Raw genomic sequence first — 15,995 nt, forward strand, 5'->3', positions numbered from 1 at the left:
GGCCCGCCCCCAGTTCAATCGGAAGGGATACTCTGCTCAGAACCGGTAGCGGCCCGAAATAGCGAGGGTACGGCCAAGCACCCGGTAGACCTGCACGTCCGTGTTCGCTTGCGCAAAGGTTCCGTCGGCCGTCAGCGGAGGATACTCGTCGGCGACGTTGTCAATGTTAGCCGTCAGCGTGAAGTTATCCGTCACGTTCCAGCGCGCGGATAGATCAAAGTAACTCGCTTCCGGTGTTGTCCCGACATCGAACCCGAAGCCGCCGACCGGCCCGAGGAAAGATGAATCCATGCCCGGCGTGTAGGTCCAGCGCCCAAACAACGTCCAGTCGCCGACGTTGTAGGAGACCGACAACACCGACTTGTTGTCCGGGAAGGCGCTGTTGATGCCTGCCGATGTGGAACCCGCGAGTTCGAGACCTGAGAAGTCGAAGGAGTCCAACGTCGAATAGAGTTCGTTGATGGTGAGCTGCCCTGGACCAATCGGGACCGACCACTCAAGTTGCACATCGACGCCCGAGGTTGAAAGCGAAGCAAAGTTGGCGCGCGAAATGTTGACTGCAGTGACTTGGCCAGTACCATCGCGCGTGATCCGCGCGCAGCCGCCTAGGACGTTCCCGTTGGCGTAGCAATCTAGCAGCCAGAAATTCGCGCCCCGGTTCGCCACAACATCTGCGATGTCGATGTCAAACCAATCGACGGTTGCACGCAAATCGCCAACCGGAAACCAATCTGGCTGGAACACGAAGCCCAGCGTTGTCGTTTCGGCAGTCTCTGGGGTGAGATTTGGATTCCCGAACGCAAACGCCTGAACCTGAGTGTTGTTCTGATTGAACGGATACAAGCCCGCCGGCAGATTCGCCGCGCCAGGCGCACCAGCACATGCCGCAACTGGCGCTGCCCCGTTGCAGGGATCAACGTAAGACGGGAAGCCCTGATCGCCGGCTTGGAACAACTCGAACACGTTCGGCGCCCGAGTGGCTTCATTGAACATGGCCCGGAACCGGAGCCACTCGACCGGGGCCCACTCGCCACCGATCTTGTAGGTATCGACATTCCCAACCGTTGAGTAGTTGGAACGACGGAAGCCTGCCTCAAGTCCGAGATAGTGAGCAAACGGCGCCTCGCTGATCAGCGGAACAGCAATCTCAGCGTAGAGCTCGTACACATCGATTGAGCCTTCCTGATCCTGTAGCGCGTTGAAGCCGAAGATGTTGCCTTGCTTCTGCTCATTATCGACGTGGAACTCCAGCTGTTGATCACGATATTCAAAACCGAATACGGCGGCCACAGGTCCAGCAGGTAGTTCGAAAAGATCACCGCGCAAATAGCCGCCGATCCGGTTTTCTTCCACAATCGTCTGCGAGAACGTCGTGGTGCTCAAGAAATTCACCATCGGCGCGGTGAGCGTGTTCGATCCGAAAATGTCCAACGGTACGCAACCTGCGCGCAAACCAGGAATGGCGCCGCCAGTATCGTCCGCCGTGTTCAGGACGCCATCAGGACCTGGCTCCGCAGACTGACAGCCAGCCAGCCCTTGAAGCAGCGCCGACCTGTTCGCGCTTCCGGTCAACCGCTGAAGGAAGTGGCTTTGCCCGTAGGACGCCATCAGGCGCCAATCCCAGTTCTCTCCCAAACTCCCATCGAGGCCAGCCATAAAGTAGAAGGCATTATTCTCACTGTAGCCGACGCGAGCACCAAGTTCGTTCGTTCGCCGGCTCATGGTGAATGGAGCATAGGGGTTGGGGCGCGTCTGCAACGCCGTCCAAAGGTCGGGTGCATTCGCCTGGATGAGATTCCGCATATTCGGCGTCAGCGTAATCGTCAGCCCGGTGGCCGGAGTCGGCGCGAGCTGGTTAGTCGTGCGCACGTTGCTGTAGTTCATCAGCACCGATAGCGTGATGTCATCGGTGATGTCGTAGTGTCCGTTTGTGGTCAAAGCGACGCGCTCGCCGGGAAGTATCAGGTAATTGTCGGGCGCGAAGCTATAGCGAGAAGAGCCAGCGGATCGCTCTGGGATGCGGCAATAACCCCCGCCAAACAGAGGCGTCAGCTGTCCAGCATCATTGAAAGACAGGTTGCCTGAGTTAACCGCAACACCTGCGGTTGCTGGGTTGCAGTCCGTATTTGCCGCCGCAAATTGGCCAGGCAACGATACGGACAAACCGCCTCCAACCGCGCCGAAAGCATTCCCCGGGTTGTTTGATACCGTGCCCCATGGCGGCGTACCCGATCCGCCTGGAAGATTGGGTGATGCGAGCCAGCCATTGGCTATCGCCTCAGACACGCTATCGCAAACGAAGTAGGACGGCTCCACCGCTCCGTCATAACAAACAGCGGCGGAAACGCGCGAATAGTCATACTCGCTTTGGAACACACCCGAGCGATTGTAGTACGATGCATAGGTGGTGAGATTGCCCCGGCCGTTGGCGAAGTTGCCACCAACTAGTCCATTGATTTCGAACTCAGCAACGTTGCCGGTTTCCATCTCGGCGCCGTAAGTGACATTCACCTCGCCGCCTTCATAATCGTCCTTCAGGACGAAATTGATAACGCCAGCGACCGCATCCGAGCCGTAAACGGCTGACGCGCCGCCCGTCACAACTTCGATCCGCGAAATCAGGGACGCTGGGATCGTGTTCAGATCCACCACGCCCGTCGTCGATGAAGCAGGGACACGTTCGCCATTTACAAGCACCAGCGTCCGGGTGGTGTTGCCGGTGAAATTAAGTCCACGAAGATCGACGGTCGCGAAATCCTCGCCCCCCGCGTTATTCGAGGTGCGAGTGTTGCCGGGAACAACTTGCGGCAACTCATTCAACAGCGAGTCGGTCGTCATCGTTGCGGTCAGTTCAAGCTGATCAGAGCCAACCGTGGTGATCGGGCTGATCGCTTCGAAATCCTGGCGCACCAGTCGCGAGCCGGTGACGACAATCGCCTCCTCTTCTTGCACGTCCTGCGCAAATGCCGGCGCTCCGCCCAAAGTGGCGGCAGCGGCCGCGATTACAGACGCCCCCGTCAGCAAGGACTTACGGCGCGCTGACCGCTGCTCGTTTTTCTTTGTCATTATTCTATTCCCCCTGTCGAACCAGAAAATCCCCTTTGTCGCGAGGGCGCGGAGATAACTCTCCAGGGGGTTCGAATCCGTGGGCGAGTCTCGTTTAGCATGACGGGCTCCGCGCCCTCACAACGCGCATACTGCATTGGTAAACAGCGCACCGTCTTGTGCGGGATTTACACATCAGACGATGAAATCCGCACGAACGTCTCCTTCACGCACGCTCGCCTCACTTACGCGACGCTTTGTCGTTTATTCATTTTCGTCATTTTTTTTGACTTTATAATGAGTGCCGATGCCAGAGTGCGCCTCCCCAAATGCGATTGGCGTTTCGATCGTTGAGCAGATGTTCGAATCTGCTCCTAACGTGATATTTGCCGTAAAAGACGAAGCCCTGCGCTTCATCGCAGCCAATGACGCCATGGTGTCCTTGTGCTGCGCGTCACAACGCCAATCTCTGATTGGACGCCGGTCCGGCGATTTTTTCACCAAGGAAGCACAAGAACGATACGAAGCCTTAGACAGGCTTGTCTTGAGAACCGGCCGCCCAGTGAGGGACGTTCTTGATCTTACTGTTCGCTCTCGAGGTAGTCCGGTCTGGGTGGTCATCAGCCGATACCCAATCGACGACGCTGCGACCAATGTTAGGGGCGTGGCCTGCATCGGTCGGTTGCTTGATGTTGGGAGGCGCACCGGCTCCTACGCTCGGGTTATGACCGCCATCCAACACGCAACGGCGCATTTCGATGCGAAAATCGGTGTTGCTGACCTGGCGCGCCAGGCGGGGGTTTCCGTCATTCAACTTGAACGAGACTTCGCCGGGGTATTTGGATGCACACCACATCGCTATCTCACCAAGATCCGGCTTGAGGCCGCTCTTCTCCTACTGGAGGGTGAGCTCCCGATTGCCGAAGTGGCCCAATTGTGCGGCTACAGCGATCAAAGTTCGTTCGCCCGGCGTTTCAAAGCGACGACAGGGTTTTCCCCCAACCAGTACAGAAACTCATTGGGCGTCCGCAGCTCCGCCGCGCCCCTCCCCCCCTCACGGCAACCCGGTCCGGACAAGTGCACCGAAAAACGCGGCCAGCGACATGGCTGATATTCAATTTTCTGCTACTTATATAATTTATGCGCTTATTCCTCATCGCCCTCTCGTTACTTCTAGCCTCTGCTTGCGCCCAGACGGGGCTGCCAACAATTGGGCCGCTGCCTACCCCAGCTGATTCTGTGTACGGCTACCAAGCGGAACGCCTGTCGCCGGGCGTGCACGCGCTCAATCAAGGCGCCCAATTCCACCTTCAGCCCCGAGGTAATGTGGGCGTCATTGAACAGTCCGACGGTATCGTGCTTGTGGACAGCGGAGGGTCGCCAGCGGGGGCTGAGCAAGTGATCGCGTTCATCCGATCGATCTCTGACAAGCCCGTGACCGCAATCGTTCTTACGCACTGGCACGGAGACCACGCGTTAGGAGTGTCTCGGCTGTTGCAGGAGTGGCCTCGGGCGCGCGTGATCTCGACAGCGCCGACGCGCGAAATGTTGGCAAGTCCGGACGCTGACCGATTCATGCCCGGCGACAATGCACAGGCGAACGCCGGGTTCATGGCCGACATCCAAGACGGCGCGAACTTTCTTCAACAAGCCGCCCAGGACCAGAACCTACACGAAGCCGACCGCGCGGGCTTTGCGCAAGCGGCGCGGGAGTACGAGCAATTCGGGCGCGAAATGGCGGTGGCGCGGCGCGTTGCGCCCACGGAGATTTTTGACGGCAGTGTAACGCTGCCAGACCGCGTGCATCCTATCGAAGTCCGGTTCTTCGGCCGGGCCAACACGTCAGGAGATGCAATCGTCTGGCTGCCACGCCAGCGCATTGTGTTCACAGGCGATGTGGTGGTTGCCCCAGTTCCCTATGGCTTCAATTCATACCCGTCAGAGTGGATCGGGGTGCTGAACCAAATCAAGGCGCTTAACTATGCCGTGCTGGCGCCTGGCCACGGACAGACCATGCGCGATAGCGTCTATCTAGATCATTTGATCGCGATGCTCAGCGACGTGCGCACGCAAGTTGCGCCACTCGCGGCAACCGACCTGACGGCCGAGGCCGCCAGCGCACAAGTAAACCTCGATGTCGCGCGCGACGAACTCGCCGGAGAAGATCGCTGGCTGCGCCGCTGGTTCCGGAATTACTGGAAAGACCCGATTGTCTCCAGCGCCCTACGCGAAGCGCGCGGACAACCCATCGTGCAAGGCGCGGAGTAAACTAACGGGCTGCGCTGGCCATTGTCGTCAACCGCGGATTTGATTGCGTAGGCCCAACTGACATCGACGCGGGCGCGGCATCATTTTTTTGGGCCGCCGCCGCGAGGCGCCAAGACCCAACTGAAGCTTACGACCCCAGCATCGCCTTCGGCGCTTTCAGCGAGCAACTCGGCAATCGCCTCGAGGTGCTCGTTCACCTTCGCAAGCGTGGCGGAGTCGGGACGGCCAATCAGTCTGGCGAATCGGAGATTTCTACTTGCGCCGGTGATACGGCAATGTGGCGCGCTTCGCGCCCTTGCGTAGTCACGGTTTGCCTGCTTGCAAATCGATCCAACAATTGCCTTTAGGTACCGGTCGTTTCGTGGATCTTTGATCGCCTCCGTCATGCGCATCCGCCGGGACGGAACATCGTAGAGCTGCTCGGGCTTCTTCGCGATCTGCCGCGCGCCCGCCTCAACCAGCAGACCTACTTCGATAAGACGCTCGATATGATAATAGAGCGATGATGGCGCGGCGCCGATAAGTTCGGCGATCTCTCGCACCGAAAGCGGTCCAAACGCCGCGACCATCGAATAGACCGTGCCTCGAACTGGCGAGACTACCGCCTTCAGCTGCGCGGGTTTGACGACTTGGTAGGCCGCCGTCGATTTGCCTCCCGTGGCCATCTTGCCCGCCATGTTGCCTCCCGCTTACAGCGTCGAACCAGTGCGACCCGTGCTCGCCGCGAGTGCGCCCCCACACCGATCGGAACGCCCCAGGTCTCGCGTTGCCCGATAACCCGAAGCGGTGCAAGCTTGTAAAATCAAAGGGAGCGACTTGGGTCGACTAGGCAGTGGCGGCGCCAACGACGCAGCAAGCGCATCACAGATGAGCGACTTTCTGCTAATGCGATCGAGCGATAGATATTTCGACCGGCGCCTAAATTGCCCTCGACCGAAATGCGAAGATCAACGAGCTGCGCACGAGTTTGGATGCCAAACAGACATTTCAAGGCAACAAGGTCCGGCCCGAATGGGCCAGCGTAGGAGGTTGCGACGATTTCCGCGACCGGCCTACTCGCTCAATTCGTGCCGGCTGCGCCCTGCTCGCATGGACGGCTCCCTATCGCCAGAACGCCATAATGAACTTCGGACAACAGCGCGCTCGAAAAATACAGCGATTGACGCCGTCCGGAGATGAAAAGATATGGCGCCCATGAGCCCGGCAGGAAATGAGCCCGCACTGTTTTTGGTTCGTCATGGAGAAACCGAATGGAACAGAGCGGGTCGTTTCCAGGGGTCCAAAGATTCGCCGCTGACACCCCGTGGTCGCGAGCAAGCGCGATCGGCGGCAAGAACGCTCGCCACGATGGTTGCCAGCGAGGCGCCACTGCGTGCTTACGTTAGTCCGCTTGGCCGAACACGAGAGACGGCCTCGCTCATTTCTCAATATGTGAAACTAGACATCCACATCGAAGAGCGCGTGGCCGAAATTTCTCTCGGGTGTTGGGACGGAATGTCGATGTACGAAATCGACGCGGAGTTTCCGGGGGCGCTGAGCGGGAGCAAGCCTCACGATTGGTATTTTCGCTCGCCTGATGGAGAAAGCTTCGAAGACGCTTACGCGCGCACTACCGACTGGCTGCGGGAAGCATGCACTCCTGCCATCGTAATCACACATGGACTAGCCAGCAGGCTAATTCGCGGTGCTTACGAGCAACTATCAAAGCAGGACATGCTGCTGCTACCTGTGCCACAGGACGGGTTTTACCAATTGAAGAATGGCCACTCAGAGTTCGTTCAATCCGCTTGAGATCGAACGGCAATAGTGAGCCAGCGCCAGCCGCTGGCAAAATTTCACAAGGGGCTCAACGCTCGATTCCTGCCACTGGTCATGCGCCACGCGCCCTGGGGTCTAATATCAAGCCGGCCCAATCTCATGGAGCATTCTGGCAAAGCGTGGCAAATGACGAAGCATCGCAAATTCGTATGTCGTGCGCAGCTTCACGAGCGCCGGATCGCGCGCCGCAAAAGCGCTGTCGAGCTGGGCCATCGCTTCGTCCAAGCGGCCGGCGGCGGCGGCGATTTGCGCGCGTTGGAAATGCTGGGTGTCATCAACGGGAAAATGTTCCGTGCACCACACGAGGAAGCGCGAGTAGCCAATGCGCGCTTCTGCCGTCCGCACCGCGGCCAAGTCACGCGGGCTAGCGTCGAGCTGCTGCATCAGCACCGCCGCCGCAGCGCGCGCGCCCTCTTCGTCGCCCAGACGCGCCATTGCCGTGTGACGGCAAGATAGCATGTTAAGGTGTCGACTATCGCCTGCGCACATGCGTGCAGCCAAGTCGTTGCGTTGCAGGCGCAGGAGGAACCATCCCAATTGCGCGCGCTGGGACGGCTCAAGTTCGGCGCGGGTCAGAAGAGGGACGATTTCGGCGAATGCCTCTTCCTCGCGGCCAGCGTTCAACAGCAGCCACGAAAGTCCTGCTCGAGCGCCAACATGACTCGGCGACGCTGCCAGCGCGCGCCGGTACATGCGCTCGGCGCCGCGCCAATCCCAACCGCCGGCCCAAGCCAACTCGGCCTCGATCACTGCGAGCTCGGCGTTCTGGCGAAAGGCGCTATGCGCGTCTCGGACAGCCGCGCGCGCCGCCTGAAGCCGCGCTTGGCTTGGTTGATCGCGCCACGCCTTCAGCGCCAGTTCAGCGCGCAGCACTTGCGCCGCTTCATAACTCGGGTTCGCTTGGAGCAAGCGGTCGAGCGCGACGATTGCCACGTCCGGCTGGTCATTAGCCAGCGCCGCGATATCCACCAGGCGCTCCCGGTCCACCGCACTGGCAGGTGTAGCAGCAAATTGAGTCGAGCCGATAAGAACACTCGCGGCCATCGCCAGAACCGCCGCCGCGAATGGCCGCGCCGCCGGCCACGTCCTCACCTTCAATGGGGCATTATTGTCAATCCACCGATAGCCCCGCCCGCGTACCGTCTCGACGAACACCGGCGTGTCAGCCCCATCGCCGAGCGCTTCGCGCAGGGCGCGCACGGCGGTGTTCAGCCTACGTCCTGTATCGATCCGGCTCGCTTCAGGCCAAAGCAGGAGCATCAGTTCCTCCCGCGTCACTACACGCCCGCCCGCTTTCACCAGCGCCACGAGAATCTGTAGCGGTTGTCCGCTCAGCGCGATCGTCGCATTCCCGCGCGTGACGCGCATGCGATCAAGATCGATCGAAAATGGCCCCGCAGGCAGCGCGGACGGCGACACTTTTGCCATCGGAGACATTCCTCGACAATTCAGCCCACTAGCTTCTGCCACAGGCCCGAACAAATACTGTTCTTATCTGATCCTTATCCACCTGCACTTGCCTCGACAACGAGCTCCCAGCAGGCTTCGTCGCATCGTTTTGGGGACTCCTCGAATGCTGCGCACAATTCTTATGACGCTGGCGACATTCTTGCTGGCCGCTGCTCCAGGCGCGAGCGCGCAATCGCGCCGAGCCGATGTCAACACAATCATTGCCCGCCACATCGAAGCACGCGGAGGCGAGGCGGCAATCCGCGCCCTCAACTCATTGGTCTTCGATAACGGCTCTTACAGCGAACCCGGCTACACCGGGTCCGGCGACGCCGTCATGATGCTGATGCGCCCGTACCTGAAACTTGTCGGCCGCCCGGACCGCAACCCAGACTTCATGGAAGGCTATGACGGCGCCGCTTGGGAGTGGTACCGCGATCCAGGCATCGTCTTGCGCACGACCGGCGACGCCTCTGAAGCTGCGCGCCACTACGCCGATGTGGAAGGCCCGTTTCTCGACTACGCCGCAAAGGGCAGCCACGTGGAATTGATCGGCGAAGAAACCATTGGCAATCGCCGGGCGTACCAAGTGCGCCTCACCATGATGGACGGCTACGAAACGGACTTCTTCATAGACCGCCGCACCTATATGATCATCGCATCGCGCCACACGGCGTCCATCCACGCGTTCGGAACGCGGGTCGCCTCCGAAACGCGTTTCAGCGATTTCCGCCCTGTCGCGGGCGTGCTCTTCCCGTTCCGCAGTTCCGAGGTTGAAATCGCGACTGGCCGCGAACTTAACGCCATGCAATGGGGCTCAATCGAGGCCAATCAAGACCTACCGGTCCAGTGGTTCTCGCCGCCTCGGTTTGAGCGCACGCCGCTGCAGGCATTCATGGAGCAGATGTTCAATCAGCGCGTAGATGCGCCGGCGGTCTTGTGGACCTATCACAACTTCCGTCGCACCCATCCGGACATTGACACGCGCGAGGCCGCAGAAATCATCGGCTTTCAGATTCTGAAAATGGGGCAGCTCGACCAAGCTATCGCGCTGCTGGAGCGCAACGCTGCCGACAACCCGGATGCTGCGGACTCCGCCTTTGGCCTTGGGCGGGCCTATGCCACCGTCGGCCGCACGGCCGAGGCGCGACGCGAGTTCAATCGCGCTCTTCAAATCGAGCCCGGTCACGCCCGCGCCACCCGCGCGCTTGCCGCTCTCCCTCCCAACTAGGGGTTCTGCCGATGCGCGGTAGTCGCGCGGCGTTGACAGAGTGGCCGTCCGCCGCAGCTAGATCGCTGAAGGCGAGGCGACATAGTCACGCCGGGTTTATTAGTCGGACAGGCAAATGTCTCAATTGGGCCAGCGGGCGTCGTAGCGCGAAATTCTGCGACTGGCCTACTCGCTCGGCGACCTCAACGGGTCGATGCAACACACTCGCTAAATCGCTCTGCCGGGGTGTGAAAGTCCAGAGTTTTTCTTGGCCGCTCGTTGAGTTCGCGGGCGATGCGATTGAGCTGTGCTTGTGAGTGCGGCGCCAAGTCCGTTCCTTTCGGAAAATATTGGCGCAGCAGTCCATTGGTGTTTTCGTTTGAGCCGCGCTGCCAAGGGCTATGAGGATCGCAGAAATAGATGTCGACGTCTGTTTCCATGGTGAAGCGTTTGTGGTTAGCCAACTCTTTGCCGTTGTCCCAGGTCAGCGATTTGTAGAGTTCGTCGGGAAGCTTGCGGGCTTGCTTGATCAGGGCGTTGACGACGGTCTGGGTTTCTCGGTTCGGGATCTTTGCCAGCATGACATAGCGCGAATGGCGCTCGACCAGCGTGATGATCTGGCTGCTGTTGGAGCCGAGCAACAGATCACCTTCCCAATGACCAGGCACGGCGCGGTCATCAGCCGAGGCTGGCCTTTCGCGAATTGAAATCGAGTTGGCCAGACGACCCTTTAATGTCGCGTGCCGGGAGTGGCTCAAGTCATAAGGCCTGCTTCCATTGCAGCGCGACGGTCGCAGGGTAATCGCTCGCGCCAGAGTCCTACCCGGGAATGGTCGCGGCGTTCCGATCAACGTTTGCCCGAGTACGGGAGATGCGCGCTGACGTCTTCTTGGGCAATCACGAGAATTTCTTCGACTTGGATGCCAAACGCGAACGCCTGCACGCAGGCGACCTGAACGCATTTGTCGATGCAAATGCTCTAAGCGCTTTCAATCTTCGAAGCGGAGTTGGAGCGCCAACATGGCGCGGCGCACTGATCTGATAGGCCACGCTTGAAGCGGGTCAGTCGCAACTGAATGGCTGGAGCGCTCCGATCGACCCGTTCGAGCCCTGCTCTCACAATCGCCGACAACTGCCGTTAGGCCCTGATGCAATGCACGCCGCGTTTGCGAACTGATTCCGGACGTTTAGCTCCGAATTGGAGGCGTGGCGACGGGCTGACGGCGCAAAGCTCATGGTCCATCACATAACTCCCGTCAACCAAGCGATCGACCACCTGGCAATTCAAGTCCGGCAGACCGGCGAGCATCTCTCCGTAAATCTGACGCATCGCCGCTACGCAGGGTCCGGGCAGTCCGTCGCTCAGACGACACCATTCGCTTAATCACCCAATCACCGGCGCGAGATCGATGGGCAGGTGCCGGAGTGACCAATCGTCCGTCGCGCGAATTTCGTCGCATGTATTAGCAAAAACAGTGTGACCAGCGCGGACGAACCACGGATTGAACAACTCGGTTTGGAATAATTCTCGGGATCACTCGTAGTCTATCTGACACACATCTCAACGGCGGATGGGTGGAGGTGCAAGCAGCGGGGACTTGGGGACATGCAGGTTAAGTGGAAACGGTTCGCAGTCGCCTTGGCGGCGTTTTGGATGATGGGTGCAGCATCCGCGGGCGCGGATGGGGCGCCCCAGGCCGAGCTTCATATCTGGGCGGGCAACGAAGCCGACGATTCCGGTTCGTTCGGCCTTCGCTCTGTTGAGGCTGCATGGTGGGCCACAGAGCACGATCGCATCGGCATGCGCTACGACAACAGCCTTAGCCTCGATAACCCAACGCTGGCGCGCGCTGGCGTCGACGCGGAAGCCTACTTCCTCTCCTACATGCACGACTTCGATGGGCGCTTTCTGCTCACCGGCGAGATCGGCCAGCGTGATTTGCCGGGCGACGCCGAGCAGGACATCTACAAAGTCGAAGGGGTGATTTTCAACGAAGGCAACGCGATTAAGCTAGGCGCGCAAGTTAGCCCAACCGAGGACCCGATCGACGACTACGCGGATACGGTGGTCTGGGGCGCTTATAATTTCGCGGCCGGAGAAAACTGGCGCCTCGAGCCAGCGCTCTATGTCTCGCAAAGCGGTGCAGCCGAAGACAATGAATGGCGCGCGGCGATCTACGCCGAATACACCCCACCATCCGAAGCGTGGCAGGTCGGCGTTGGGGCCGGTTACGGCGACATCGACAGCGATATTCCGGGCGCGTCAGGCAACGTGTTCAATGCGCATGCGCGGGTAAGCTTCAACGTCTTCGAACACCACTCGGTGCACTTCCAGGTGCGTTACGAAGACGCGCCGTTGACGAATTACACCACCGCGCTCGTCGGGGTCTCGTTCCGTCTGCCGCGCAGCTAGTCGCCTGCGAATGTCGCAATCTTTGTACTCAGACAGCGCCGTCGCGCCGGAAGCGATCGACGCACCGCTAGACGTTGCTGAGCGACGCCATGTGGCGCCGCGTAAGCAGCCTTGGTTGTTTCCCGCGGTCTTTGGCGCGTGGATCTTGGCCGTAGCCTATTTCGGGCCACGTCTCCTGTCCTTGGTGAGCTTGGCCGATAGCGGCTGGGGCTTTGCGTCCATCGCCTTCTTCGCGGTCTTCGCGCAGATCGCGTGGCTCTATGGCTTCTACAACATTGCAGTGGTTGCGTTCGCCCTGATTGATCGCTCCAAGCGCCGCGAACCCGCCCCAGTTGTCACGGAGACGCCCGCAGTGGCGATCCTCTACACAACTTGCGACGACTTCGTGGAGCGAAGCGCGGAGTCCTGCGTTGCGCAGGATTACCCGAATTTCCACGTCTATCTTCTCGATGATAGCTCTACCTTAGCTGCACGCGCGCGCGTGGATGCCTTTGCGATGCGTTTCCCCGATCGCGTCACGGTCGTGCGCCGCCCAAACCGGCAAGGGTTTAAGGCAGGCAATCTCAATCACGCGCTGGAAAAGGTGGCGCACGAACCATTGTTCGCGGTCGTGGATGCGGACGAGGTGCTGCCCAAGAATTTCCTTGCGGATATGACGCCCTGGCTCTTGTCAAATGACGCGTGCGGCTTCGTCCAGGCCAATCACCGCAGCCGGCCAGACGACGAAAGCCCATTCGCGCGCGATCTCGGCGTGGGGATCGACATCCACTGGAAGTGGTACCAGCCACTGCGCAATCGCTACGGTTTCGTGATGTTTCTCGGGCACGGCGCAGTCTTGCGCCGAACATGCTGGCAGGAGGTTGGTGGATTTCCGGAGATTGTGAGCGAGGACCTGGGCTACGCCATCGCACTGCGCGAGCGAGGGTATTATGGAAGGTTCGTCGAAGACGTGGTCTGCCAAGAAGAATTTCCGGCCACCGTCCGCGCGTTTCGAATTCGCCATGTGAAATGGACGCGCGGCACCTGCGAGTTCTTGCATCAGTGGATGGCGCGTCTCGTGCGCGCCAAGAACATCACAACGACCGAGAAACTCGACATCCTGTTTCCAACGCTCAATTTGCCGCTCACGTTCTTTTTCTTCCTGTTCATGATCAACGCCGCGCTGATCCTGCCGATGGCGCTTGGGGTAATGCGAGATCTAACAATTGTTGTGTTCGGTCAGGAGTTTGTGATCCCCACAATAGCGCTACGAACTGGTGCCGAGCGCATGGCCGGTCTGGACTTTTTCGCCATCACCATGATGACGATTATCGCGCCGGTGCTCTGCTTCATCCTGAGTCTCGCTTCGCAGCCGCTTAAGCTGGTTCGGTTCTTGGCCTACTCGACGGCGATTTACGCGGCGCTCAGCCCGCTGTCGTTTATTGCAGTCGCGGGGTACGCGCTCTCGCGGCAAGCTCAGTTCCTGGTTACAGGCGCCAACGCCGCCGCCGTGGATCGGCGCGGTCAGCGCGGAGGCGTGTGGGAATTCCTTTGCCGCACGCATCCTGACTCCGGGGTGGTGCAAGCAATCGAATTTGGCGCTGGCGCAGGCTTCTTGGCGGCGGCGTTGATGACCTTCCAGGTCGGCTTTGCCGGCGTGGCTATAGGATTCATGCTCCTGCCGCTGATGCACGAAGGCGGCTGGCGGCGCGGCGCGGCTCGCGTCTGGGTTTGGGCGCCCTTCACGCTGATCGCCACTGGCGTCGCCATGGGAAGCGCCGGCGTGATGGGACTGCAGCCCGTCCTCTTCGGGTTCGGGTTCCACTTCTGACGTCCAAGCCTGATCCCTCGCTCGACGACTTGGCCTCTCCGAACTTCTCATTGGCCTGACGCTGATCGGGTTTGGCACGTCCGCACCTGAATTGCTCACCAGCGTGAACGCAGCCGTCTCAGGTGCCCCCGGCATCGCGCTCGGCAACGTCATTGGCTCGAACATCAGCAATGTACTGCTCGTGTTCGGTACGGTCGCACTGATCAGGTCCATTCCGGTCAACCCGGCGGCCATCACGCGCGACGGACTTGTGATGATCGTTGCATCGGCAACGCTGGTTGCGATGGCGCTCGTGTTTGGTGAACTGAACCGTCCACTCGGCGGCGCACTTATCGCGCTACTCGTGATCTACATTATCGTGGTCTGGGTGCTCGAACGCCGCGGTGGGCCAGCGGCAAATGTACACAAAGGCGAAGCTCACACTCACGATCCTGTCCCAGATGCGCTTTGGATTTCCGCGTTGTTTGCGCCGGGTGGCCTTGGACTTCTGATTTTCGGCGCCGACCTTTTGGTCGATGGCGCCGTCACTTTGGCACGGGTCGCCGGGATGTCGGAGACGACTATCGGTCTTACCATCGTCGCGATCGGTACATCCCTACCAGAACTGGTGGCCACGCTCGCCGCTGCTCTCAAAGGCAAGAACGATGTCGCCTTTGGCAACATCGTAGGATCCAACATCTACAACATTTTCGGCATTCTCGGGGTGACGGCGCTTGTGAAGCCGATCGCCGTGCCCGCCGAAGTATCGCTGATCGACTGGGGTGTGATGTGCCTCAGCGCTGTCTTGCTCTTGCTCTTCGCCACAATTGGACGACGAGTGACCCGCCTCGAAGGTGCATGCTTGGTCGCGCTCTACGCAGCTTACGTCGCGCATTTGCTAGGCGTCCTGGGCTAGCCGGCATTTCTGCTGCCGGTGGAACCGACCTTCCCAAACGGCCGCCCGCCGAAGGGTCAGATTTTCGCTTCCCGCCTGCTATTAGGTTCTAAGATTTTTCCTGGCCCAACGAACCGAATGCCATCGTCGTGCGACTATGGGTTGGAGCGGGAGCGACGGCGGTGAAACGAGGCCTAGAGAATGCCCTTGACGAATATCTCGTCTTGCTCGCGCAGGCCGGACAGATTGAAGCGTTTGGCCGTTTGGCCGCACGCTGGACACCTAAGCTCCTCACCTTCGCAGCTCGAAGCACCGGCACCACTGAGGCGGCCAAGGATGCGGTGCAGGAGGCTTGGACCGCAGCCCTACGCGGAATAGCACGGCTTGATGATCCGGCGCGTTTTCCGGCGTGGATTTATGCGATCACGGCTCGCAAATGCGCGGATACGCTGCGCACGAAGTATCGAGGCCAAGCACTCGCTAACGAACTGGAACGCATCGCCGCACCTGAAGCCACAGTCGCCCCTGATTTCGATGCTCGGCTCGATCTCGCGGCGGCGCTCAAGCGTTTGCCGCCGGAGCAGCGCATCGCGGTGGCTCTTCTCTACGGCGAAGACATGAGTGTCGCCGAAATCTCGGCAATTACCGGTGTCCCGATTGGCACAGTGAAATCACGACTGTCAGCCGCACGCCAAGCGCTGCGCACGTTTATGGAAGGAGACGATAATGAATAAGCTCGATTCTGCGATCCGTCAGGCTTTGTCGGCGGAGGATGCAGCGTTTCTCGCGAAATTCGAAGATCAGTCGCCGCTGCATGAAGCGCTCGGCACATTCAGCGGCAAGTGGGGCGTCATGAACGTGTTTGCCGCGCTGGTGACGTTCGCAATGTTTGGTGCCGCCGTCTTTTGTGCCTGGAACGCTTTCACCGAGACGGAAGTGCGAGATACGATACTTTGGAGCGCAGGCGTTGTTCTTGCGATGTTGGCCGTTGCGATGCTCAAGATGTATTTCTGGATGGAGATCAATAAGAACGTCACGCTTCGCGAAGTGAAACGTCTCGAACTCCAGGTGGCTCGACTGGCGGCGCACGACAAAGCTCAATCATAAA

Annotated in this window: 11 protein-coding genes and 2 pseudogenes; 9 read left to right on the forward strand and 4 right to left on the reverse strand. The window is 59.8% G+C overall.

Annotated elements, in window-relative coordinates; genetic code table 11:
- Positions 1 to 36 precede the first annotated feature (36 nt).
- Positions 37 to 3,066, reverse strand: a complete 3,030-nt coding sequence (locus tag ATE48_RS08085; RefSeq protein ID WP_066769936.1) for a TonB-dependent receptor plug domain-containing protein — start codon at positions 3,064 to 3,066, stop codon at positions 37 to 39.
- A 286-nt stretch (positions 3,067 to 3,352) separates the two neighbouring features.
- On the opposite strand from ATE48_RS08085, the gene ATE48_RS19385 reads away from it, so the two are divergent.
- Together ATE48_RS19385 and ATE48_RS08095 are read left to right on the forward strand one after the other, a co-directional pair.
- Positions 3,353 to 4,156, forward strand: coding sequence for an AraC family transcriptional regulator (locus tag ATE48_RS19385; protein WP_083197229.1), 804 nt, complete (start codon positions 3,353 to 3,355; stop codon positions 4,154 to 4,156).
- A gap of 29 nt (positions 4,157 to 4,185) precedes the next feature.
- A complete protein-coding gene (locus tag ATE48_RS08095) occupies positions 4,186 to 5,313 on the forward strand; it encodes an MBL fold metallo-hydrolase (RefSeq protein ID WP_083197230.1) in 1,128 nt (375 codons plus the stop codon).
- 80 nt (positions 5,314 to 5,393) lie between these two features.
- Here ATE48_RS08095 and ATE48_RS08100 read toward each other — a convergent pair whose 3' ends face one another.
- Entirely contained in the window at positions 5,394 to 5,990 is a 597-nt protein-coding gene (locus tag ATE48_RS08100; RefSeq protein ID WP_066769942.1) for a winged helix-turn-helix domain-containing protein, read from the reverse strand.
- Positions 5,991 to 6,507: 517 nt separating this feature from the next.
- Between ATE48_RS08100 and ATE48_RS08105 the strand changes: the two genes are divergently transcribed.
- On the forward strand, positions 6,508 to 7,104 hold the full coding sequence (locus tag ATE48_RS08105) for a histidine phosphatase family protein (protein ID WP_066774723.1): 597 nt from the start codon (positions 6,508 to 6,510) through the stop codon (positions 7,102 to 7,104).
- Between the two features lie 108 nt (positions 7,105 to 7,212).
- On the opposite strand, the gene ATE48_RS08110 is transcribed toward ATE48_RS08105, so the two are convergent.
- Complete coding sequence (locus ATE48_RS08110; RefSeq protein WP_066769943.1) at positions 7,213 to 8,559, reverse strand: winged helix-turn-helix domain-containing protein; 1,347 nt, start codon at positions 8,557 to 8,559, stop codon at positions 7,213 to 7,215.
- Between the two features lie 145 nt (positions 8,560 to 8,704).
- Here ATE48_RS08110 and ATE48_RS08115 point away from each other — a divergent pair, with 145 nt between their 5' ends.
- Complete coding sequence (locus ATE48_RS08115) at positions 8,705 to 9,811, forward strand: tetratricopeptide repeat protein (RefSeq protein WP_066769946.1); 1,107 nt, start codon at positions 8,705 to 8,707, stop codon at positions 9,809 to 9,811.
- Positions 9,812 to 9,993: 182 nt separating this feature from the next.
- Here ATE48_RS08115 and ATE48_RS08120 read toward each other — a convergent pair.
- Positions 9,994 to 10,539: pseudogene (locus ATE48_RS08120) on the reverse strand (IS30 family transposase); the annotation flags it as partial.
- Between the two features lie 857 nt (positions 10,540 to 11,396).
- Between ATE48_RS08120 and ATE48_RS08130 the strand changes: the two are divergent.
- From ATE48_RS08130 to ATE48_RS08145, 5 genes and pseudogenes are all read left to right on the forward strand, one after another.
- The gene (locus ATE48_RS08130) at positions 11,397 to 12,203 is read left to right on the forward strand and encodes a hypothetical protein (RefSeq protein WP_066769950.1); all 807 of its coding nucleotides are present in this window, start codon (positions 11,397 to 11,399) and stop codon (positions 12,201 to 12,203) included.
- Between the two features lie 10 nt (positions 12,204 to 12,213).
- Positions 12,214 to 14,013, forward strand: coding sequence for a glycosyltransferase (locus ATE48_RS19730; RefSeq protein WP_156767676.1), 1,800 nt, complete (start codon positions 12,214 to 12,216; stop codon positions 14,011 to 14,013).
- 28 nt (positions 14,014 to 14,041) lie between these two features.
- A pseudogene (locus ATE48_RS08135) lies at positions 14,042 to 14,908 on the forward strand (calcium/sodium antiporter); the annotation flags it as partial.
- A gap of 161 nt (positions 14,909 to 15,069) precedes the next feature.
- Positions 15,070 to 15,621 carry an RNA polymerase sigma factor gene (locus ATE48_RS08140; protein WP_066769953.1) on the forward strand — a complete coding sequence of 184 codons (552 nt, stop codon included), beginning with the start codon at positions 15,070 to 15,072 and terminating at the stop codon, positions 15,619 to 15,621.
- Positions 15,614 to 15,994, forward strand: a complete 381-nt coding sequence (locus ATE48_RS08145; RefSeq protein ID WP_066769956.1) for a DUF6768 family protein — start codon at positions 15,614 to 15,616, stop codon at positions 15,992 to 15,994. Before ATE48_RS08140 ends, ATE48_RS08145 begins: the two co-directional genes overlap by 8 nt.
- Position 15,995: the final 1 nt, after the last annotated feature.

The organism is Candidatus Viadribacter manganicus (genome assembly GCF_001679665.1).
GTDB classification, from domain to species: Bacteria; Pseudomonadota; Alphaproteobacteria; order Caulobacterales; family Aquidulcibacteraceae; genus Vitreimonas; species Vitreimonas manganica.